Raw genomic sequence first — 22,818 nt, forward strand, 5'->3', positions numbered from 1 at the left:
GGCCGTCTGAAACGGAATTCCGTTTCAGACGGCCTTGGTCTCTACAAATTCGATTAGATTACTGTCGCGCTTTCGGCTTCGGCTGCTGCCTGTTCGCTGTCTTTACGTTTCAACAGCGCGTACAACACGCCGGTGAGCAGGCTGCCTGCGGCAATCGCCAGCAGGTACATCAGCGGTTTGTTGATGGCATTGGGAATCAGCAAGACGAAAATACCGCCGTGCGGGGCGTGCAGCTCGTTTTGGAATACAGCCACCAGCGCACCGGTCAGGGCACCACCGGCGATACAGCTCGGAATCACGCGCACAGGGTCTTTGGCGGCAAACGGAATCGCGCCTTCGGAAATAAAGCACAAACCTAAGACAAACGAGGCTTTGCCCGCGTTGACTTCGTTGTCGCTGAATTTGCCTTTGGCAAACATGGTTGCCAGCGCAATGCCGATGGCCGGTACCATGCCGGCCGCCATCGCCGCCGCCATCGGGAAATAGCTTTGGGTGGTGAGGAGGCCGACGGAGAAGGTGTAGGCCGCTTTGTTAATCGGGCCGCCCAAGTCCACGCACATCATCGCGCCGATAATCACGCCCAGCAACACCGCATTGGCCGTGCCCATGCTGCTCAAAAAGGCATTCATGGCGGCGAAGAGCTGCGCCACCGGTTCGCCGACGATGTAGAACATAATCAGGCCGACCGCCAGCGTGCTGAGGAGCGGCACAATCAAAATTGGTTTCAAGGCTTCCATCGTTACCGGCAGCTTGATGTATTTCACCAGTGCCAGCGCGAGATAACCGGCGAGGAAACCGGCGACAATGCCGCCCAAAAAGCCCGATTGCAGCTCAACCGCCAAAAAGCCGCCGATTAAGCCGGGCGCGAGGCCGGGGCGGTCGGCGATGGAATAGGCGATGTAACCGGCCAATACCGGCACCATCAGGCCGAAGGCGGCCTTACCCGTGCTCATCAATACCGCCGCCAGCGAGCCTTTGTCTTCAAAGGCATTAATACCGAACACAAACGACAGCGCAATCAAGAGGCCGCCCGCTACCACTAAGGGCAGCATAAAGGATACGCCGGTGAGCAAATGTTTATACACGCCGGATTTTTCTTTGGTCTTTACTGCGCCCGCAGCGGCGGCGGTATCGGCTGCGCCGCCTTGCAGTTTGGCGGTACTGACCGCTTCGGCAAAAGCCTTGTCGGTTTGTTTCAGGGCAAAGCCGGTGGCGCAGCGGTACACTTTTTTCCCGGCAAAACGCGAGGCATCCACTTCAATATCGGTGGCGAGAATCACAAAATCGGCGCGCGCGATGGATTCGGGCGAGAGAATGCTTTTCGCGCCGACCGAACCTTGCGTTTCCACGTCTATGGTGTAGCCGAGTTTGGCCGCGCCCTGCTTGAGCGCGTCGGCGGCCATAAAGGTATGCGCGACACCGGTGGGGCAGGCGGTGATGGCGACAAAATGCAGCGCACGGCCGTCTGAAACGGCGGCGCTTGCTGCTCCGGCTGCGCCGTCGGCAGCTTGTCCGCACAAAGCGCGTTGCAGCGCGGCTTGCGCGTCGGCGGCGGCTTCGTCCAGCGTGACCACGCTGACTTTGTCTTCTGGATAACCGGCATTGTCGGCGGGGCGGCTGCCGACGAAGACGACGCGGTCAAATTCTTCCGGAATCACGCCGTCGTCTTGGATAACGCGGGCGCTCAAGCCTTGATTTTGCGCCAGCGCAGCCAGCTTGTGCGCCCAAACCAGCGCGTTGGCAGCCTTCTCGGGGAAAGGAATGAATAAAACAGATTGGATGGTCATGATGGAATACTCTCTGTTTGAATGGTGACGGATTGTTTGAGTTCGTTCAGACGGCCTGCGTCGGGTACGCGGAAGCCGACCTGAGAGACGGCGTTGGCGGCCAGTGCGGCGGCGGTGCGCAAGGTGTCTTCGGGGGTAAAGCCCGAAGCGAGGCCGTGCAGCATACCCGCCATCAGCGTATCGCCCGCGCCGACAGTGCTTTTCACTTCAACTTTGGCGGCGGAGGCGTGCAGGCACAGGCCGTCATGCAGCCAGTTGACACCGTGTTCCCCCATAGACACGACGGCATGGGTAATCTCGGCGCCGGTATCAGCCAGCAACGCAGCTTGTTCGGCTGCATTGCCGGCCGCGCCGCCGAAGCTCTCGTGTAATTCGTCGGTATTGGGTTTAATCAGATACGGATTGCAGGCCACGGCTGCGGTCAGCGCCGCGCCGCTGGTGTCAACGGCAATGTGCGGATTGGTGTTTTTCAGACGGCCTAACAATTCCTGCAAATCCTGCGGCGCAAACTGCTGCGGCAGGCTGCCGGAAACGGCGACAAAATCGGCTGCGGCGGCTAGTTCTTCTGCTAGCGCCAAAAGCGCGGCTTTATCGGCGGCGGAAACGGCAAAACCCTTGCCGTTGATGTCGGTCATGCGTCCGTTGGCCTCGGCGATTTTGACGTTGGTACGGGTTTCGCCGTCAACATACACAAAGCGGTCGGAAAAGCCCATCGCGGCAAAATGCACTTGGAACACGGCGGCGTTATCACGGCCGAGAAAGCCGGACACGGTAATCTCGTGCCCCAAATCGCGCAACACCTGCGCCACGTTCAGCCCTTTGCCTGCGGCATGGCTTTGCGCCGACTGCTGGCGGTTGACTTCGCCGACGCGCAGGCTGTCGAGGCTGACGGTAAAGTCGATGGCCGGATTGAGGGTGATACACAAAAATTTAGCCATGATGTTATCCGTTTCTGCTGCTCAAGGAGCGCACTTCGGCGGCAGTGGCGCAGGTCAGCGCTTGTTGCGCCATTTGGCGGCATTCGATCAGATTCAGCGTGCGCACTTTGGCTTTCACCAGCGGAATGCTGGCGGCGGACACGCTCAATTCGTCCACGCCCAAGCCCAGCAAGACCGGCACGGCTTTGCTGTCGGCAGCTAATTCGCCGCACACGCCCACCCATTTGCCGTGCGCATGCGCGGCTTTGACGGTACGGTCAATCAGCGCCAATACGCTTGGGTGCAGGCCGTCGGCTTCGGCCGACAAAGCCGGATGGCCGCGGTCGATGGCGAGGGTGTATTGGGTCAGGTCGTTGGTGCCGACACTGAAGAAATCCACTTCTTTAGCCAAATGTTCGGCAATCAGCGCAGCAGAAGGCACTTCAATCATAATGCCCACTTGCAGGTTGTCGCACGGCACTTGCGCGCGCACGTCATCCAAAATCGCTTTAGCCGCGTGCCATTCTTCCAGGCGGCCGATCATCGGGAACATCACGCGCAGCGGGCGGCCGTCGGCGGCTTTAAACAGCGCGGCCAACTGCATACGCAACAGTTGCGGGCGGCGCAGCGTCAGGCGGATACCGCGTTCGCCCAAGAAGGGGTTGGCTTCTTTGGGCATGGGCAGGTAGGGCAGCGGCTTGTCGCCGCCGACATCCAGCGTGCGCACCACAATCGGTTTGCCGTCCATCGCGTCAAACACCACGCGGTAGTCTTTTTCCTGCTTCGCCTCATCGGGCGCGTTGGCGTGCGCCATAAACACCAATTCGGTGCGCAACAAGCCGACGGCTTCTGCGCCGCGTGTGACGGCTGCGGCAGCGTCCTGCACTTTGCCCAAGTTGACCGCTACTTCTACGCGGTGGCCGTCTGACGTGACCGCTGCTTCCATGCAGTGCGCTTCGGCTGCTGCGCGCTGCTGCTGCATGATGTCGCGCTGGCGCATGGCTTCTTCCACGCGGGCGGGCGCGGGGTTGACGAAAAACGCGCCGTCTTCGCCGTTGAGCAATAAGGTGGTTTTTTCAGACGGCAGCGCCAACACCGCTTCGCCCGCGCCGACTACGGCGGGCATGCCCAGCGCACGAGCAACAATCGCGCTGTGCGAGCTGGCACCGCCGGCGGCTGTCAGAATACCGGCCACGCGGTTTTTATCCAAACGCGCCACCACGCTGGGCACCACGTCTTCCATCACCAAAATATACGGCTCGTCGGGCTCGGAGGCCGTCTGAACGCCGCACAACACCGCCATTACTTTATTGCCCACGTCGCGCAAATCGGCGGCGCGTTCGGCCAGCAGGGCGTTGTTGAGCGATTCCTGCTCTTTGGCTAAGGCTTCGATACGGCTGTGCCAAGCTGCGGCGGCGGTCAGATTTTCCTGCAAACCGTCGTTTACCTGTTGCAGCAGTTCGGGGTCGTCGAGCAAGGCGGCATGCGCTTTGAAAATCTGGCGCACGGCTTTGACTTCGGTGTCTTGGATGGTTTTGCCCAAATCGGCTTTGACCTGCGCAATCGCGTCTTGCAGCTTAATCCGTTCGGCAGCGGCATCACGCGCCACGCGCTCGTAAGTGAAATGCTGCTCGGCCACTAGATGGATTTTGCCGAAGGCCAAACCCGCAGAAGCGGCCACGCCCTGATTACGCACGTCGTCCTGCAATTTTACCGGTTCGACAAACAGCGCGGCGGTGTCGGCATTGCTGCCGTCGTTTTCTTCCAGCGCTTCCACTTCGTCGCCCAAACCGCTTTTCACCGCCTGCACGATTTGCGCCAAAGCCGCATCGGTATCGCCGACCGGTTCGATGATAAAGGTCAGCGTCTGGCCGCGTACTGCGCCCAGCGACAATAATTTGGTCAGGCTTTTGGCCGACACATACGCGCCGCCGTCCACGCTCACGCGTACTTCGCCCGGAAATTCTTGGCACAGGTTCGCCAGCGCCGTCGCAGGGCGGGCGTGCAGCCCCAGCGGGTTGGGCAATACCACCGACACCGACTGCCAGTCGGGGACGGTTTCCGCACCCACCGCCAGCGCGATGTCGCGGCGGGTATGGCTGTTTTGCAGCTCGGACTGGCCGAACAAAATGCCCATCAGTTTGGATAATTGCGTCATGTCCAGCTTGTCGTTGGCGGCAATGCACACCAATACCGTCAGCTTGCCGCCGTTAAACGGCACGGCCTGTTTCGGCTTCACAATCGCCACCGCCGGTTGCAATACATGCTTTTCGCCGGTCACGCACCAAATCTCGCCTTGCACATTAACCGCGTCGGCCGGATTGAGGCTGCTGATAAAGCCAGCCTCCACCATTTTTTGTTTTTTCAATAAGTTGGCGGCTTGATACAGCACGTCATCAGCGTCGGCGGCCTCGGTATCGGCGGCAATCAGATTTTCATGCAGGGTCAGCGTTTCTTGTTCGGCGTTGAGCAGCGACAGGATTTCTTGCGGCGTTTGCGCCGCGCTGAGTTTGTCGGCAATGTCTTCCGACAGAGCGCGGGTTAAGAGTTGCAGGATTTGCAGGTGTTCGTCGGACTTGGCGGCGATGGCGACCGCCAAATAAATTTTGTTGACCCCGTCCCACACCACGCCTTCGGGAAAATGCACCAAACGCACGCCGGTGGTGAGGATGGAGCTGCGCGATTCGGGCGTGCCGTGGGGGATGGCAATGCCCTGACCGAGGTAGGTGGAAGTCTGCGCTTCGCGGGCTTTGAGGCCGCCCAGGTATTCGGGCAGGGTCAGGCCGTCTGAAGAGAGCGTATCGGCAATGATTTGCAGGGCTTCTTCTTTGTCGGCCGCACGGCGGTTCATGCGGATGTGTTCGGGTAACAGGGTCAGCATGGGTATCCTTTCGTTTGACAAGGGAGTAAGTGAAGCGGGCTGATTCGGCGTAGTGCGCCGTAACTTTACAACTTGTGCGTTATACCAATGATTCGGGAAAAAGGGAATGGGAAAAGATTAACGTCGGTCAAATGTGATGAAACAAATTGCCAAAGTCCGAACGGCAAGACCATGCGCTAGCAAGGAGGGAGGAAATCCGGCATACCGTGCGGATATTAATGATTAGGCGGGCGGGCAGGAAAATGCCGTCTGAAACAGCGTATTGTTGCAAACGGCATGACTTCAGAAAGCGCAAACAGTAAGTGCGGACCAAAAGCGGGGCAGGCGTTATTCCACTGATGTTTGACCGGTATGCTATCCCATACGCAGTTTTTGAGTGGCGCATTATCGGGCAAACGGCTGCTGTTTCTGCGGATATTATCAATTTTCAGACGGCCTCGAGTTTGGCGGATACCGCTTGGCAATCAGGTTTTTCGTTTACTATCATTCCGCCTGCTTCCATTCGCATGTTAAATCATTAATATCGAATAAAAAATTTCTGCCGAAATCTTGCAAAAAGTGTTTGACAGCGTGGAAATTATCGCTTAGATTTTTCAAAACATAAAACTACATCAAACTACAAAGGAACATCATCATGACCGCCAAGCTCATTTTCCCTTTCTCGCCGCCAATCTTCCGCATGGCGGTTGCTTCCGCAGTCGTCCGTTCCGCCGCCATCCGAGCGGCCTGTCTGCCGGTCTGACCGACATTCCCTTCCTGACTTCCAACCGTCCCTATAGGGCATAATCGTATCTGTTGTATTTGGTAATACATTGTTTTAAAATAGAAAAATAATTTAACCAGAGATTATTGCCGCTTCTCTGTTTCACATATTGTTTGAATGAATCCGCACTACTTGCCGTTACAGTGGCGGCAAGCTGTTTCAATAAAAACCGATATATCAAAGGAGAAAACATCATGACCCGACCATCCGCTGGCCTGCTGTTCTGTCAAGCCGTTGAAACGTCGCATCCCTTAGCCGTCGCCGGCTGCGTCAACGCCTATTTTGCGCGTTTGGCCGAGCAGAGCGGTTTCAAAGCCATCTACCTTTCCGGCGGCGGCGTGGCGGCCTGCTCGTGCGGCATTCCCGATTTGGGCATTACCACCATGGAAGACGTGCTGACCGATGCGCGGCGCATTACCGACAATGTCGCCACGCCCTTGTTGGTGGACATTGATGTCGGTTGGGGCGGGGCGTTTAACATTGCCCGCACCATCCGCCAGTTTGAACGCGCAGGCGTGGCAGCGGTACACATCGAAGACCAAGTGGCGCAAAAGCGTTGCGGCCACCGTCCGAATAAAGCGATTGTTTCTAAAGAAGAAATGGTTGACCGCATTAAGGCTGCCGTGGATGCCCGCACCGATGATAATTTTGTGATTATGGCGCGAACCGATGCGCTGGCGGTGGAGGGGTTGGAAGCGGCGCTTGAGCGGGCGCAGGCTTGTGTGGAGGCGGGCGCGGATATGATTTTCCCCGAAGCCATTACCGAATTGGGCATGTACCGGCAGTTTGCCGACGCAGTCGGCGTGCCGGTATTGGCAAACATTACCGAATTCGGCGCGACGCCGCTTTATACCCAAAGCGAGCTGGCGGACAACGGTGTGAAGCTGGTGCTGTATCCGCTGTCGAGCTTCCGCGCCGCCAGCAAAGCCGCGCTGAATGTGTATCAGGCGATTTTGCGCGACGGTACGCAGGCAAACGTGGTCGATACCATGCAGACACGCGCCGAACTGTACGAACATTTGGGCTACCACGATTTCGAGCAGAAACTCGACCGCCTGTTCAGCAGTAAATCCTAAACGACAATTATCCAAAACCGCGCGGTAGGGATACCGCAGACAACGGCATAACCGTTGGTGTGTTTGAGCTTCGCAGAACCCGCAAGCCCGCTTTCAGACGGCCTCGGCCATCATTCAAGGCCGTCTGAAAATTGAAAGCCAAGCTGCAAAAAGAAGAGAAACCATAGGAGAAAAATTATGACAACCGCCATCCAAACCCCGAAACCGAAAAAATCCGTTGCCTTGTCAGGCGTGGCGGCGGGCAATACCGCGCTGTGCACCGTCGGCCGCAGCGGTAACGATTTGAGCTATCGCGGCTACGACATTCTCGATTTGGCGCGTTATTGCGAATTTGAAGAAGTGGCGCACCTGCTGATTCACGGCCACCTGCCGACCAAACACGAGTTGGCGGCCTACAAAGCCAAGCTCCGCGCCATGCGCAATCTGCCCATCCGCGTGATTAAGGTGTTGGAAAACCTGCCCGCCCACACCCACCCGATGGACGTATTGCGTTCCGGCGTATCCATGCTCGGCTGCGTACATCCCGAGCGCGAAAGCCAGCCGGTGAGCGAGGCGCGGGACATCGCCGACAAGCTGATTGCCTGTTTGGGCAGCATTCTGCTGTATTGGTACCAATATTCCCACAACGGCAAAACCATTTCGCTGGAGAGCGATGAAGACAGCATCGGCGGCCATTTCCTGCATTTGCTGCACGGCCGCCGTCCGAGCGAATCGCAAATCAAGGCCATGCATATTTCGCTGATTCTGTATGCGGAACACGAGTTTAATGCTTCCACCTTTACCGCCCGCGTGATTGCCGGTACCGGCTCGGACATCTATTCCTGCATTACCGGCGCCATCGGTGCGCTCAAAGGCCCGAAACACGGCGGTGCCAACGAAGTGGCCTACGACATCCAAAAACGCTACCGCAACGCCGTCGAAGCCGAAGCCGACATCCGCGAACGCTTGGCGCGTAAGGAAATCGTCATCGGATTCGGCCACCCTGTTTACACCATTGCCGACCCACGCAATGTGGTGATTAAGGAAGTGGCGCGCGAGCTGTCCGAAGAAAAAGGCGATATGCGCCTCTTCGACATCGCCGAACGCTTGGAAACGCTGATGAGGGAAGAGAAACACATGTTCCCCAATCTCGACTGGTTCTCCGCCGTGTCGTATCAGAAACTGAGCGTGCCGACCGCCATGTTTACCCCGCTGTTTGTGATTTCGCGCACCACCGGCTGGGCGGCGCACGTCATCGAGCAGCGGCAGGACGGCAAAATCATCCGCCCGAGCGCCAATTACACCGGCCCCGACGATTTGGCGTTTGTTTCGCTGGACGAGCGTTAACACCGGTATTTCAGACGGCCTCAGGGTCTGTTGACAGCAAAGGCCGTCTGAAAAGCAGCACCGCAACACCGACCATAAGAAAAACAGCATACAAAGGAAAACCACCATGAGCACCAACGCCGCCTACCGCAAACCGCTTGCCGATACCGGTTTGGATTACTACGATGCCCGCGCCGCCTGCGACGGCATCCGCGCCGGCGCATATGACAGGCTGCCTTACACAAGCCGCATTCTGGCGGAAAATCTGGTCAACCGCGCCGATGACGTGGATTTGCCGACCTTGCAGTCTTGGCTGTCCCAACTGATTGACAATAAGCAGGATTTGGATTTCCCTTGGTATCCCGCCCGCGTGGTGTGCCACGATATTTTGGGGCAGACTGCGCTGGTTGACTTGGCCGGACTGCGCGACGCGATTGCCGAAAAAGGCGGCGATCCGAGCAAGGTCAATCCGGTGGTGCAGACGCAGCTTATCGTCGATCATTCTTTGGCTGTGGAATACGGCGGCTACGATCCCGACGCGTTCTGCAAAAACCGCGAAATCGAAGACCGGCGCAACGCCGACCGTTTCCACTTTATCAACTGGACGAAAACCGCCTTTGAAAACGTGGATGTGATTCCGGCAGGCAACGGCATTATGCACCAAATCAATTTGGAAAAAATGTCGCCCGTGGTTCAGGTGAAAGACGGCGTGGCTTTTCCCGATACCTGCGTGGGCACGGATTCGCACACGCCGCATGTGGACGCGCTGGGCGTGATTTCTGTGGGCGTGGGCGGATTGGAAGCGGAAACCGTCATGCTCGGCCGCGCCTCCATGATGCGCCTGCCGGATATTGTCGGCGTGGAGCTGACCGGGCAGCGGCAGGCGGGGATTACCGCCACCGATATTGTGCTGGCTTTGACCGAATTTTTGCGCAAAGAGCGGGTTGTCGGCGCGTTTGTCGAATTTTTCGGCGCGGGCGCGCGCAGCCTGTCGGTGGGCGACCGCGCCACCATTTCCAATATGACCCCCGAATTCGGCGCGACCGCTGCGCTGTTTTATATTGATGAGCAAACCATAGATTATCTGCGTTTGACCGGTCGCGACGACGCGCAGGTCAAATTGGTGGAAACCTACGCCAAAACTGCCGGATTGTGGGCGGATGCGCTGGAAACCGCCGAATATCCGCGCGTATTGCGTTTCGATTTATCCACCGTCGGCCGCAATATGGCGGGGCCTTCCAATCCGCATGCCCGTTTTTCTACCGGTGATTTGGCCGCCAAAGGCTTGGCTGCGCCGTATGAAGAACCTGCCGACGGCAGCCTGCCCAACGGCGCGGTGGTGATTGCCGCGATTACCTCGTGCACCAATACTTCCAACCCGCGCAACGTCGTCGCCGCCGCCTTGCTTGCCCGCAACGCCAACCGCTTGGGGCTGAAACGCAAACCGTGGGTCAAAACCTCATTTGCCCCCGGCTCGAAAGTGGCGGAAATCTATCTGCGCGAAGCGGGGCTGTTGGCGGAGATGGAGCAGCTCGGCTTCGGCATTGTCGCCTTTGCCTGCACCACCTGCAACGGCATGTCGGGCGCACTCGACCCGAAAATCCAGCAGGAAATCATAGACCGCGATGTGTATGCCACGGCGGTGTTGTCGGGCAACCGCAATTTCGACGGGCGCATCCATCCCTATGCCAAACAAGCGTTTCTCGCCAGCCCGCCGCTGGTGGTGGCTTACGCGCTGGCGGGCAGTATCCGTTTTGACATTGAAAACGACGTACTCGGCGTTTCAGACGGCCGTGAAATCCGCCTGAAAGACCTGTGGCCGTCTGATGAAGAAATCGACGCCGTGGTGGTCGAATACGTCAAACCGCAGCAGTTCCGCGATGTTTATATTCCCATGTTTGACCACGGCGCGGCGGCAAAAGCCGAAAGTCCGCTCTACGACTGGCGGCCGCAATCCACCTACATCCGCCGTCCGCCGTATTGGGAAGGCGCATTGGCGGGCGAACGTACCCTTAAAGGTATGCGCCCGCTGGCGATTCTGCCCGACAACATCACCACCGACCACCTGTCGCCTTCCAACGCCATCCTGCCCACCAGCGCGGCAGGCGAATATCTGGCGAAAATGGGTTTGCCGGAAGAAGACTTCAACAGCTACGCCACGCACAGGGGCGACCACCTGACCGCGCAGCGAGCGACTTTTGCCAACCCCAAACTGTTTAACGAAATGGTGAAAAACGCAGACGGCACGGTCAAACAAGGTTCGCTGGCACGAATCGAGCCGGAGGGCAAAGTCACGCGCATGTGGGAAGCCATCGAAACCTATATGAACCGCAAACAGCCGCTGATTATCATCGCCGGCGCGGATTACGGGCAGGGTTCGAGCCGCGACTGGGCGGCCAAAGGCGTAAGGCTGGCAGGCGTGGAAGCGATTGTGGCCGAAGGTTTCGAGCGCATCCACCGCACCAACCTCATCGGCATGGGCGTATTGCCGCTGCAATTTAAAGCCGGTGTCAACCGCCATACTTTGGCATTGGACGGCACGGAAACCTACGATGTGGTCGGCGAACGTATCCCGCGCGGCGATTTGACTTTGGTTATCCACCGCACAAACGGCGAAACGGTAGAAGTACCCGTGACCAGCCGCTTGGACACCGCCGAAGAAGTGTTGATTTACGAAGCGGGCGGCGTATTGCAACGCTTTGCGCAGGATTTTTTGGAAGGGAATGCGGCGTAATACGCTGTTTTCAGACGGCCTCGCAATGCAAGGCCGTCTGAAAAACAAAATAAAAACACAAAGGAGAACCACCATGCCGACCGTGAAAATCCCCGCCGTGTATATGCGCGGCGGCACGTCCAAGGGCGTGATGTTCAAACTCGACGATTTGCCTGCGGCGGCGCAGCAGGCAGGCAGGGTGCGCGACCAGATTCTGCTGCGCGTGTTGGGCAGCCCCGACCCCTACAAGCAGCAAATCGACGGTTTGGGCAATGCCAGTTCATCGACCAGCAAGGCGCTGATTTTGAGTAAATCAGAGCGGCCGAATCATGATGTGGATTATTTGTTTGGCCAAGTTTCCATCGACAAACCCTTCGTGGATTGGAGCGGCAACTGCGGCAATATGACGGCGGCAGTGGGCGCGTTTGCCATTACGCAGGGCTTGCTGGATGCGGACAAGATTCCGGAAAACGGTATCTGCACCGTGCGGATTTGGCAGCAGAATATTCAGAAAACCATCATCGCGCATGTGCCGGTGAAAGACGGCGCGGTGCAGGAAGAGGGCGATTTTGTGTTGGACGGTGTGGCCTTTCCCGCCGCCGAAATTGTGGTGGAATTTCTCGACCCCGCCGACGGCGAAGGCAGCATGTTTCCGACCGGTAATGTCGTTGATGAATTGGAGATTCCCGGCATAGGCCGTCTGAAAGCTACGCTGATTAATGCGGGTATTCCGACCGTGTTTGTCAACGCTGCCGACATCGGCTACACCGCCACCGAGTCGCAGGCCGATATCAACGGTGATGCGGACAAGCTGGCGTTTTTCGAGCAAATCCGCGCCTACGGTGCGCTGAAAATGGGTTTGATTGACGATTTGACCCAAGCGCAAACGCGCCAGCACACGCCGAAAATCGCCTTTGTCGCGCGGCCGGCGGATTATACGGCTTCCAGCGGCAAGGCGGTTCGGGCGCAAGACATTGATTTGCTGGTGCGCGCGCTCTCAATGGGCAAGCTGCACCATGCGATGATGGGCACGGCTTCCGTGGCCATCGCCACCGCTGCCGCCGTGCCGGATACGTTGGTGAACTTGGCGGCGGGCGGCGGCGTGCGCGAGGCGGTGAGCTTCGGTCATCCGTCGGGTACGCTGCGCGTCGGCGCGGCGGCGGTGTATGAAAACGGGCAATGGACGGCAACCAAAGCTGTGATGAGCCGCAGCGCGCGCGTCATCATGGAAGGGCAGGTCAGCATACCGGTGGCCTGTTTGCAGGAAAACTGAATAATTTTCAGACGGCATGGCAAAGGCCGTCTGAAAGCAGGAGAAAAAAGCGGTAGCAAAACCGCCTGTTAAAAAAGCACGCAAAAGTGTGCCAACCAAGGAGAAACATCATGTCCAAGCAACTGATTTTGGTTTTAAACTGCGGCAGCTCTTCCCTCAAAGGCGCGGTCATCGACCCGCAAAACGGCCGTATGCTGGCCAGTTGTCTGGCCGAACGCCTGACCACGCCGCAAGCGTTTATCACCTTTAAAAAAGACGGCGAAAAGCTGGAGGTGTCGCTGGCCTCGCGTTTCGACCATGCGGGCGCAGTCGGCGCTTTGATGAACGAATTAGAAAAACACAGTATGCACGACCGCATTGCCGCCATCGGCCACCGCGTGGCGCACGGCGGCGAGCGTTACCATGAATCGGTGTTGGTCAACGAAGCCGTGTTGCAGGGCTTGAAAGACTGTATTCCGCTGGCGCCGCTGCACAATCCCGCCAACATCAGCGGCATACTCGCCGCGCAGGAGCATTTTCCTGGTCTGCCGAATGTGGCGGTGTTGGATACTTCGTTTCACCAAAGCATCCCCGAGCGCGCCTATACCTACGCCGTGCCGCGTGAGTTGCGCAAAAAATATGCCTTCCGCCGCTACGGTTTCCACGGCACGAGTATGCGCTACGTTGCGCCGGAAGCCGTGCGTTTGCTGGACGGCAGGCCGTCTGAACGCCTGATTATCGCCCACTTGGGCAACGGCGCGTCGATTACCGCCGTTAAAAACGGCAAATCCGTGGATACCAGCATGGGCTTCACCCCGCTGGAAGGTTTGGTGATGGGCACGCGCAGCGGCGATGTGGATGCGGGTATTTACGATTACCTGACCGCTCACACCGGCATGAGCGTTAACCAAGTCAGCGATATGCTGAACAAAAAATCCGGTCTGCTGGGGATTTCCGAGTTGTCCAACGACTGCCGCACGTTGGAGCAGGCCGCCGCCGAAGGGCACGAGGGCGCGGCCTTGGCTTTGGACGTGATGACTTACCGTTTGGCCAAATACATCGCTTCGATGGCGGTGGCGGCGGGCGGTATCGACGCGCTGGTGTTTACCGGCGGCATAGGCGAAAACTCGGCGCTGGTGCGCGGCAAAACCGTTGCCCATCTCGGCTTTTTGGGTTTGCACATCGACGAACAGGCCAATCTGGCTACCCGTTTCGGCGCGGAAGGCATTATCAGCCCGGCGGGGATAGAGCCTGCGGTATTGGTGGTGCCGACCGATGAAGAAGCGATGATTGCCAGCGACACGGCGGCCTTGGCCGGACTGCTGGCCGAGGCATGCTGACGGTAAAAACGTTAAGCTGCCGATAATAAAATGCCGTCTGAAAATATTTTTCAGACGGCATTTGTGTTGCGATGGATATAAACGGTTTAGTTTTTATCCAAGTCCAAATCGGCTTTGTATTCGATACGGCCATGGTCTTTGTCTTCGATGGATACGTCCAATTCCTGATTGCCGCGTTTGAATTTCAGGTCGGCGTCATCGCGTTTGATTTCGGATTCCACCACGCGGAAGCCTTTGCTTTTGGCGTGGGCGATGACTTTTTTCGCCAAGGCGGGGATGGAGGTATTGCGGGCAGAGAGTTCGGCTTCGTATTCAAACTCGCCGTCGCCTTGTTTGTCGGCCTTCACGGTTTTGGCGCCGGCCGGCTGGTAGATTTCAGACGGCAGGTGCGCGGCGAAGGCGGAGGCGGAGAACAGCGCCAAAATACCGGTCAACATCAGGGATTTGGTTTTAGACATAGCGGATTCCTTCTTCAATAAAACGGTTCGGATAAAAGAAATTTTGCGCCATCTTAGCGAGGCCGTCTGAATGGGGCAAGCGCTTAAACTTGCTTTTACCTATGTCAATGCCGCTGTCCGCGCCGCTTACCGCTCTTTGCAAAAATCTGCTGAAAACGGCAAAACTTATACGCGTCCGCCGAAAGGCATAGCTGTAGCAAGACAATTATCACGATAAACCCAAGCATACGCCGCGATAGACGCAAGCGCCGGCAAAATCCGCTAAAATAGCGCATTCAGTATTTTCAGACGGCCTCACAACCATGTTGGTATTAGGAATCGAATCATCTTGCGACGAAACCGGCGTCGCCCTTTATGACACCGAACGCGGCCTGTTGGCGCACCATCTGCACACTCAGATGGCCATGCATGCCGAATACGGCGGCGTAGTGCCCGAGCTTGCGAGCCGCGACCACATCCGCCGCCTTGTGCCGCTGACGCAGGGCTGCTTGGCAGAAGCGGGGGCGGACTACGGCGACATCGACGCGGTGGCGTTTACCCAAGGGCCGGGCTTGGGCGGCGCGCTGCTGGCGGGCACGAGCTACGCCAATGCGCTGGCGTTTGCGCTGGATAAGCCCGTGATTCCCGTGCACCATCTCGAAGGCCATCTTTTGTCGCCGCTTTTGGCGGAGGACAAACCCGAATTTCCGTTTGTCGCGCTCTTGGTGTCGGGCGGACACACGCAGTTTATGGCCGTGCGCGGTATCGGCGATTACACCCTGCTGGGCGAAAGCGTGGACGACGCGGCGGGCGAGGCGTTTGACAAAACCGCCAAGCTGCTCGGCTTACCTTATCCGGGCGGGGCGAAGTTGTCCGAGCTGGCGAAACTCGGCCGCCCCGACGCGTTTCATTTTCCGCGCCCCATGCTGCATTCGCACGATTTGCAGATGAGTTTTTCCGGCCTGAAAACCGCCGTGTTGACCGCCGTGGAAAAAGTCCGCGCCGAGACCGGCAGCGATGAAATCCCCGAACAAACCCGCAACGACATCTGCCGCGCCTTCCAAGACGCGGTGGTGGACGTATTGACCGCCAAAGCCAAACAAGCGCTGCTGGATACGGGTTTTCGCACGCTGGTCGTGGCCGGTGGTGTCGGCGCAAACTGGAAACTGCGTGACGAATTCAGCCGCCTGACAGTGCAAAGGCCGTCTGAAAAAGGCAAACCCAAAGCGAAAGCCGAAGCGGTCAAGGTGTATTTCCCGCCGCTGGCATATTGCACCGACAACGGCGCCATGATTGCCTTCGCCGGCGCGATGCGTTTGCAGGACAGACACGCCGCCGGCGCGTTCAACGTCAAACCGCGCTGGCCGCTGACGGAGATTGTGAAGAAATAGCGGGCAGGGAATTTCCGTAATCAAGGCCGTCTGAAAATTGTTTTTCAGACGGCCTTTGGTCGGGGTATGACCTGCAAATGTGTTAAACAGCCCAATCTACATAATGTTCATACAAAGGAGAAATCATGACTTTTACCCAAGATGTTTGGCAGCGCAACGCCGCTTTATTCCAAGCCACTTTAAACCTGCCGTTCAACCGCGAGCTGGCCGACGGTACGCTGAATCAGGTGGCGTTTTGCCATTATGTGATTCAAGACGCGCATTATTTGGAAGTCTACGGGCGGGCGATGGCGGTGTGCGCCGCCAAAGCTGCTGATTCCGCGCAGATTTTGCAGTTTCTCGCCCACGCCCGCGAAGCGGTTGAGGTAGAGCGGCAGTTGCACGGCGGTTTTATGCAGCAGTTCGGCATAACCGCCGCGCAATATCGCAACACGCCGCTGTCGGCGGCCTGCCATCATTACACTTCGTATTTGCTGGCAACGGCATGGTCGGAGAGCTATCCCGTGGTGGTCGCCGCGCTGCTGCCCTGTTTTTGGATTTATGCTGAAGTGGGCAAGGATATTTGCACCCGTTCGGTGGCGGGTAATCCGTATCAGGCTTGGATAGACACCTACTCGGGCGAAGAATTTCACGAAGCCGTGCACAAGGTATTGAGCCTGACCGACACGCTGGCTGCCGAAGCGGATGTGGCGACTGTTGCCAAAATGCACGCCACCTATACTACCGCCGCCAAGCTGGAATGGCAGTTTTGGCACAGCGCGTATCAGCAGCGGCAGTGGGGCGATTTGGATAACGTGGATAATCCGCACAAATAGGCCGGAAGTTTGGCAAACGGTATGGCGAAGGCCGTCTGAAAAATCATTTTCAGACGGCCTTCGCTTTTTTATGTCTTATTCTGCCTGCTCATGCGCCTGCAAACCGGCCAGCAGGTTATCGCGCAGCTTGGACACGGCTTTTTGCAGCGCCACGGTTTCCTCCACGCTCAGGCCGTAGCTTTGGAAAATATCCAGGCAGGCATGGCTCTCGGCCAGCTTTTCCCGTCCGGCGGCGGTCAGGTTCACAACCACTTGCCGCTCGTCTTGCTGGGAACGCGCCCGTACGACCAAGCCTTGTTTTTCCAAACCTTTCAGCAACGGCGTAAGGGTATTGGAGGCTAAAAACAGCTTTTCGCCCAGCTGTTTGACGGTTTGGTTCTCGGCTTCGCCCAGCGCAATCAGCGTAATCCATTGGGTGTAGGTCAGGCCGAGCTTGCCTAGGTACGGCTTGTAGGCTTTGCCGAAGGCGAGGTTGGCGGTGTAGGCGGCGAAACACATAAAATCGTTGAGCGGCGGAAAGGCGGCGGGGGTGTTCATTGGGATTCCTGTTTTTGATATGCGGCTATTATATCGCATACGATTTTTTCAAAAAAGTGTTGACAACAAAAAAAGCGAGCGTAGAATACGTAAAAGATTAAATCGTACACGATTTAAATAATCGGTTAACAGAAAAAAGGAAATCCCATGATTAAGCTCCATCACCTCGAACGCTCCCGCTCCATGCGTATTTTATGGCTGCTGGAAGAAATCGGCGTACCGTATGAATTGGTGACCTACCAGCGCGATCTGCAAACCATGCGCGCGCCGGAATCGTTGAAAAAAATTCATCCGTTGGGCAAATCGCCGGTTTTGGAAATCGATGGCCAAACCGTGATTGAATCGGGCGCGATGGTGGAGCTGCTGGTCAAGCATTATGCGCCGCGCTTGGCGCCTGCTGCCGACAGCCCCGAATATGCCGAATACCTGCAATGGCTGCATTTTGCCGAAAGCAGCGGCATGTTCCCGCTGTATTTCCGCATGTTCGGCGCGAAAATGCCGCAGCCGAATCTGTTGGCGCAGTTTGGCGCAGGCGAAATAGCGGCGGTGTTCGGCTATCTGGATACGCAGCTTGAGGGCAAAGATTTTATCGTCGGCGGCAAACTCTCCGGCGCGGATTTTATGCTGGCGTTTACGCTGGAATTTTTGGAAATGCTGGGCGGCTTGGCGCAATTTGCCAATCTGCAACGCTATTTTGACGGCTTGCGCCAAACCGAAAGCTGGCAGCATGCCGCCGCTATTGAGCAGAAATGCTGCACGCAAGGTTTTAATTTTTAAAAATTTATTTTATTCAAAAGTGAAAAGGAAACATCATGAAAATCTTCTACAAAACCCGTGCTACTTCAGTTGGCGGCCGCGACGGTCATGTGCAGTTGGACGACAACACTTTGGCCTTTGATTTGGTCGGCTTTAGCAACGAAAGCGGCAAAACCGGCACCAATCCCGAGCAACTGTTTGCCATGGGCTACGCCGCCTGTTTTGATAATGCTTTGATTCATATTGCCCAACAGCAGAAGCTGGAAGGCGTGAAAACCCGCACCTCCTGCCAAGTCGGTATCGGCCAAAACGCGCAAGGCGGCTTTGCGCTGGACATTGATTTGGACGTGGAAGTACGCGGTTTGGACAAAGACGCCGCCATCGCGCTGGTGAAAAAAGGCCACGAAGTGTGCCCGTATTCCAATGCCACACGCGGCAATGTCGATGTGCGCCTGCATGTGAGCGTGGTGGAAACGGTTGATTTGTAATTGAATCAATAAAACGAGGCCGTCGGAACGGTGTGACGGAAATCTTTGATTTCGGGCGTATAGGACAAAAAAGGTGTTAGAAACCGCTGAAAGCATTATCCTGTAAGGCTTTAAGCAGGATAAAAGCCTTGAACACAAAAAATGCCCTTTTTGCAGCTCAAAACGGCTGATTAAAGATGGCAAGTAAAATGGATTACAACGACATAAATGCAAAGACTACGGCAAGCGTTTCAGCAACAAAAAACGACCAACTAATGAGGAAATCTGGCAAGCATACACGCAAGGCAAACAGACGGCAGAACAATTAGCTAAGCTGTACCGTTGCAGCAGTAAAACCATCTACCGAGTACTTGCCGGTATAAAAGGCAGAGACCGATATGCCCTTCCTGCCAAAGCCAATGTAATCATGGATACAACCTATTTCGGCAGAGCTTTCGGTATAATGGTTTTGTTTGACAGCATCAGCAAACAACCTTTGTATGTTGAAGAGGTCAAACATGAAACCAATGCACTTTATGCCCAAGCTATTGAAACAATCAGAAGCAAAGGTATTGAAATACAAAGCGTAATCTGTGATGGGAGAAAAGGGTTATTGCAATTATTCCCCGATATTCCCGGTCAACTGTGCCAATTTCATCAGGTTAAAACGGTTACCACTTATTTGACCCGCAACCCGAAAACGGATGCAGCAACGGCGTTATACAAATTGGTACTGACATTGAAGAGCAGCAAAAAAGCCGCCTTTCAGACGGCCTTGAATGAATGGCATGAACAATACCAGAACTTCCTGAACGAGCGTTCATACAATGAAGAAACGGGCAAATCCCACTATACCCACAAACGGCTCAGAAGTGCCTATCTGAGCCTGAAACGGAACATGAATTACCTGTTTACTTTTGAGGATTATCCTGATTTGCATATCCCAAATACGACTAACTTGCTGGATGGACAATTTGCAGACTTGAAGCAGAAATTGAGATGTCACAAAGGCATGAAAAAGGAGAATAAAATTCGGTTTATTAAGGATTATTTCTCCAATCTAGCTAATAAATAACACCTTTTTTGTCCTATATGGGAAAAGTCCTCGAATTTAACACCTTTTTTGTCCTATAAGCCTGATTTCGTTTTTACACCTGTTCAGACGGTCTTGTTTTATTTCATTTTACTTCTGATTTTTCTCAATAATTTCTTTCAACTGCGGCAGCGGGCTGTAACCGCTTTGCGTGCGGCCGTTGGGGAAAATCAGCGTCGGCGTGCCGGTAAAGCCCAATTGTTCGCCCAAGGAGGTGGTCTCGGTTACAGGATTGTCGCAGATTTTGACCGTAGCGGGTGTTTTGCCGTGGCGCATCCATTCCGTCCAAGTTTTCGTGCGGTTGGGGCTGCACCAAATCACTTCCGCCTTGCGCGCGGCGTCGGGGTGGAGGCTGGCAATTGGCATCATAAAATTGTAGATGGTGATGTCGGTCATTTTCTCAAATTCATGTTCCAAACGCTTGCAAAACGGGCAATCCGGGTCGGAAAACACCACCACTTTCAGACGGCCGTTGCCGCGCACTTCCTTAATCGCTTTATCCAGCGGCAGACTGGCGAAGTCGATTTTATTGAGTTCGGCGGTGCGCTCGTCGGTGAGGCTTTCGCGGGTGGCAGTGTTAATCAAATCGCCCACCAAAATATAGTCGCCTTTTGCGTCGGTATAAAGCACCTGATTGCCGCTGACCACCACTTCGTAAATGCCCTGAATCGGCGTATCGGCAACGCTGACGACTTTCAAATCTTGCGCGGCATACATTTGTTCCAGCTTGGTTGTCAGCGTGTCGGTAACATTTTTGGCGGCCGGTTTGCCCAATGCGGCGGGGGCGGACGCTGCTTTATTTTGGCTGACGGGCGTTTGCCCGCATGCAACCAGCGGCAGCAGCAGGGAGGGGAGTAATGTGCGGAGGAATTTGGTTTTCATGTTTTATCGTCATGGATGGGAAAACGGCATTGTAACAAATCTTGGCACGCTGTTTGGGTTAAAATACGCCTATTCTGTCTGACTGCATGCCCATGATTTACCACCACATCGCCTTAAACATCCCCCTTGCCGATGGTCTTTTGACCTATGCGCACAGCCAAGCCCTGCCGGTCGGTACCCGCGTGGTGGTGCCGTTTCGCGGCACGCCGCAGGTGGGTATCGTGTGGGCGGGTGATGTCGCGCCTGAGATGGATACGGTGAAAATCCAAAATATTCAGACGGCCTTTCTGGATGAACCGCCATTGCCCGCAGATTGGCGTGCGCTGCTTTCGTTTACCGCACGTTATTACCATTATCCGCTGGGGCAGGCGGTGGCGGCCGCGCTGCCGCAGGGTTTGCGCGAGGCCAAGCCTGCCGCGCTGCCGCAGCCGCCGCTGTTTTATGCTTTAAACGCAGCGGGCAGGGCGCAAACGCCGCCGCCACCGCGTTTTCATAAGAAAGCCGCCTTGTGGCAGGCTTTGGCGGATTCAGACGGCCCAAGCATGGCGGCCTTGAAGCAGGCCAACCATCAGGCGGCCAAGCTGGTGGAAGAATGGACGGCGCAAGGCTGGATTGAAGTGCGCAGCGCCGCCAAGCCGCAGCTGAGGCCGTCTGAACACACTCTAAATCCCGACCAGCAACACGCCGCGCAGCAGATTCAGACGGCCTTCGGGCGTTTCCAGCCGTTTTTGCTGTACGGTATTACCGGCAGCGGCAAAACCGAAGTGTATTTCGACGCCATTGCCAAAGTGTTGGCGGCGGGCAAACAGGTGTTGTTTCTGCTGCCGGAAATCAACCTTACGCCGCAATTATTGAAGCGGGTGGAAGCGCGTTTTGCCGATGTGCCGACCGCCGTGTTACACAGCCAGACCGCCGCCGGACGGCGCACGCAGGATTATTTGCGCGCCATGCTGGGGCAGGCTAAATTGGTGATAGGCACGCGTCTGTCGGTGTTTACGCCACTGCCCGATGTCGGCCTGATTGTGGTGGATGAAGAACACGATTCCTCGTTTAAGCAGGACAACGAATTGCGCTATCAGGCGCGGGATTTGGCGGTGTGGCGGGCGAAACAGGCGGCCTGCCCGATTATCCTCGGCAGCGCCACGCCCAGCTTGGAGAGTTGGCACAAGGCGCAGAGCGGCGCGTACCAACTATTAACGCTGACCGAACGCGCCCACAGCGCCGCGCAGCTGCCGCAAGTGGAGATTCTCAACGTAGGCCGTCTGAAACTGGACAACGGTTTCTTACCGCAAGCCTTAGATTTACTCAAGAAAAATTACGAACAAGGCGGCATGTCGCTGATATACCTCAACCGGCGCGGCTTTGCGCCCGCGCTGTTTTGCGGCGACTGCGGCCACACCTTCGGCTGCCCGAATTGCTCGGCCAAAATGGTGCTGCACCAACGCGCGCGCCAGCTGCGCTGCCACCATTGCGACCACCGTGAAGCCGTGCCGATTAAATGCCCCGACTGCGGCAATCAGGATTTGACCGCCGTCGGCCACGGCACGCAGCGCGTGGAAGAAACCCTGCGCCGCTTTATCCCGCAAGCTGCCGTGGTGCGGGTTGACCGCGACAGCACTGCGCACAAAAATGACTGGGCGGATTTATACCGCCGCATTGCCGATAACGAAGTGGACATTTTGGTGGGCACGCAGATGATTGCCAAAGGCCATGATTTTGCGCGGTTGAATCTGGTGGTGGTGTTGAACGCCGACGGCAGCCTGTACAGCGCCGATTTTCGCGCACCGGAGCGCCTGTTTGCCGAGCTCATGCAGGTATCGGGGCGGGCGGGGCGTGCCGACAAGCCCGGCCGCGTGTTGATACAGACCCAACTGCCGGATCACCCCGTGTTTGCCGCCGTCAAAGCGCAGGATTACCGCCGCTTTGCCGACAAGGAATTGGCCGAGCGCCAACAGTTTGACCTGCCGCCCCTCGGTTTTCAGACGGCCATCCGCGCCGACGCGCCGAATGTGGCGGCGGCAACGGCATTTCTGAATGACATCAAAGCCGTGGTTGAGCCGCTCATGCCCGAGAGCGTGTCCTGCTTCGGCGCAACGCCTATGCTGATGGTGCGGCTGGCCGAGCGCGAACGGGCGCAGGTGTTTCTCGAATCCGCCTCGCGCAAAGATATGCACCACGCTTTAGGTTTGTGGTTGCAGGTGTTGCGGCAGAATACCGACCACAAAATCCGCTGGAGCGTGGATGTTGATCCGCAGGAGATGTAAATAGAATGAATCGCTTAAAATCGTATCAACTGCCTGATGAAAATATAAGGGGCTGTACTAGATAACTAGATTTATTCAAAATCATTTAGAATAAATCCCATGAAAAAAAGTCGACTGAGCCCTTATAAGCAAAACAAGCTAA

The 22,818-nt window shown here is 56.4% G+C and carries 17 protein-coding genes and 1 pseudogene; 12 read left to right on the top strand and 6 right to left on the bottom strand.

From position 1 onward, the window contains the following. Positions 1 to 53: 53 nt before the first annotated feature. The 3 genes from J2T37_RS00730 to ptsP are packed head-to-tail and all read right to left on the bottom strand — an operon-like array spanning position 54 to position 5,585. Positions 54 to 1,787, bottom strand: coding sequence for a fructose-specific PTS transporter subunit EIIC (locus tag J2T37_RS00730; protein WP_253353272.1), 1,734 nt, complete (start codon positions 1,785 to 1,787; stop codon positions 54 to 56). Continuing rightward, positions 1,784 to 2,725, bottom strand: a complete 942-nt coding sequence (gene pfkB, locus J2T37_RS00735; RefSeq protein ID WP_253353273.1) for a 1-phosphofructokinase — start codon at positions 2,723 to 2,725, stop codon at positions 1,784 to 1,786. The genes J2T37_RS00730 and pfkB overlap by 4 nt, the downstream gene beginning before the upstream one ends. A gap of 4 nt (positions 2,726 to 2,729) precedes the next feature. After that, a complete protein-coding gene (gene ptsP, locus J2T37_RS00740) occupies positions 2,730 to 5,585 on the bottom strand; it encodes a phosphoenolpyruvate--protein phosphotransferase (protein ID WP_253353274.1) in 2,856 nt (951 codons plus the stop codon). Between the two features lie 957 nt (positions 5,586 to 6,542). On the opposite strand from ptsP, the gene prpB reads away from it, so the two are divergent. The 5 genes from prpB (at position 6,543) to J2T37_RS00765 (ending at position 14,034) form a co-directional block, all read left to right on the top strand. Further along, on the top strand, positions 6,543 to 7,424 hold the full coding sequence (gene prpB / locus J2T37_RS00745; RefSeq protein WP_253353275.1) for a methylisocitrate lyase: 882 nt from the start codon (positions 6,543 to 6,545) through the stop codon (positions 7,422 to 7,424). Between the two features lie 177 nt (positions 7,425 to 7,601). Then, complete coding sequence (prpC, locus tag J2T37_RS00750) at positions 7,602 to 8,750, top strand: bifunctional 2-methylcitrate synthase/citrate synthase (protein ID WP_253353276.1); 1,149 nt, start codon at positions 7,602 to 7,604, stop codon at positions 8,748 to 8,750. Between the two features lie 106 nt (positions 8,751 to 8,856). Further along, on the top strand, positions 8,857 to 11,463 hold the full coding sequence (gene acnD / locus J2T37_RS00755; protein WP_253353277.1) for a Fe/S-dependent 2-methylisocitrate dehydratase AcnD: 2,607 nt from the start codon (positions 8,857 to 8,859) through the stop codon (positions 11,461 to 11,463). Positions 11,464 to 11,536: 73 nt separating this feature from the next. Next, positions 11,537 to 12,715 (top strand): 2-methylaconitate cis-trans isomerase PrpF, encoded by a 1,179-nt coding sequence (gene prpF, locus J2T37_RS00760; RefSeq protein WP_253353278.1) that lies wholly within the window; start codon positions 11,537 to 11,539, stop codon positions 12,713 to 12,715. Between the two features lie 110 nt (positions 12,716 to 12,825). Continuing rightward, on the top strand, positions 12,826 to 14,034 hold the full coding sequence (locus J2T37_RS00765; RefSeq protein ID WP_253353279.1) for an acetate kinase: 1,209 nt from the start codon (positions 12,826 to 12,828) through the stop codon (positions 14,032 to 14,034). A gap of 86 nt (positions 14,035 to 14,120) precedes the next feature. On the opposite strand, the gene J2T37_RS00770 is transcribed toward J2T37_RS00765, so the two are convergent. Then, positions 14,121 to 14,492 (bottom strand): hypothetical protein, encoded by a 372-nt coding sequence (locus tag J2T37_RS00770; protein WP_253353280.1) that lies wholly within the window; start codon positions 14,490 to 14,492, stop codon positions 14,121 to 14,123. 70 nt (positions 14,493 to 14,562) lie between these two features. On the opposite strand from J2T37_RS00770, the gene J2T37_RS00775 reads away from it, so the two are divergent. The 3 genes from J2T37_RS00775 to tenA all read left to right on the top strand — a co-directional run bounded on the left by J2T37_RS00775 (position 14,563) and on the right by tenA (position 16,677). After that, a complete protein-coding gene (locus tag J2T37_RS00775; RefSeq protein ID WP_253353281.1) occupies positions 14,563 to 14,709 on the top strand; it encodes a hypothetical protein in 147 nt (48 codons plus the stop codon). A gap of 85 nt (positions 14,710 to 14,794) precedes the next feature. Then, a complete protein-coding gene (gene tsaD, locus J2T37_RS00780) occupies positions 14,795 to 15,862 on the top strand; it encodes a tRNA (adenosine(37)-N6)-threonylcarbamoyltransferase complex transferase subunit TsaD (RefSeq protein WP_253353282.1) in 1,068 nt (355 codons plus the stop codon). A 125-nt stretch (positions 15,863 to 15,987) separates the two neighbouring features. Continuing rightward, complete coding sequence (gene tenA / locus J2T37_RS00785; protein WP_253353283.1) at positions 15,988 to 16,677, top strand: thiaminase II; 690 nt, start codon at positions 15,988 to 15,990, stop codon at positions 16,675 to 16,677. A gap of 75 nt (positions 16,678 to 16,752) precedes the next feature. Here tenA and J2T37_RS00790 read toward each other — a convergent pair whose 3' ends face one another. Then, the gene (locus tag J2T37_RS00790) at positions 16,753 to 17,214 is read right to left on the bottom strand and encodes a MarR family winged helix-turn-helix transcriptional regulator (protein ID WP_253353284.1); all 462 of its coding nucleotides are present in this window, start codon (positions 17,212 to 17,214) and stop codon (positions 16,753 to 16,755) included. Between the two features lie 147 nt (positions 17,215 to 17,361). Between J2T37_RS00790 and J2T37_RS00795 the strand changes: the two genes are divergently transcribed. From J2T37_RS00795 to J2T37_RS00805, 3 genes and pseudogenes are all read left to right on the top strand, one after another. After that, the gene (locus J2T37_RS00795; RefSeq protein ID WP_253353285.1) at positions 17,362 to 17,991 is read left to right on the top strand and encodes a glutathione S-transferase family protein; all 630 of its coding nucleotides are present in this window, start codon (positions 17,362 to 17,364) and stop codon (positions 17,989 to 17,991) included. A gap of 35 nt (positions 17,992 to 18,026) precedes the next feature. Then, positions 18,027 to 18,458, top strand: coding sequence for an organic hydroperoxide resistance protein (locus tag J2T37_RS00800; protein ID WP_253353286.1), 432 nt, complete (start codon positions 18,027 to 18,029; stop codon positions 18,456 to 18,458). 202 nt (positions 18,459 to 18,660) lie between these two features. Then, a pseudogene (locus tag J2T37_RS00805) lies at positions 18,661 to 19,512 on the top strand (IS256 family transposase, variant Zn-binding type); the annotation flags it as partial. A gap of 108 nt (positions 19,513 to 19,620) precedes the next feature. Here J2T37_RS00805 and J2T37_RS00810 read toward each other — a convergent pair. Beyond that, complete coding sequence (locus tag J2T37_RS00810) at positions 19,621 to 20,412, bottom strand: DsbC family protein (RefSeq protein ID WP_253353288.1); 792 nt, start codon at positions 20,410 to 20,412, stop codon at positions 19,621 to 19,623. A 92-nt stretch (positions 20,413 to 20,504) separates the two neighbouring features. Between J2T37_RS00810 and J2T37_RS00815 the strand changes: the two genes are divergently transcribed. After that, positions 20,505 to 22,676, top strand: coding sequence for a primosomal protein N' (locus J2T37_RS00815; protein WP_253353289.1), 2,172 nt, complete (start codon positions 20,505 to 20,507; stop codon positions 22,674 to 22,676). Positions 22,677 to 22,818: the final 142 nt, after the last annotated feature.

It is taken from the genome of Neisseria perflava (assembly GCF_024170405.1).
GTDB lineage: Bacteria > Pseudomonadota > Gammaproteobacteria > Burkholderiales > Neisseriaceae > Neisseria > Neisseria perflava_B.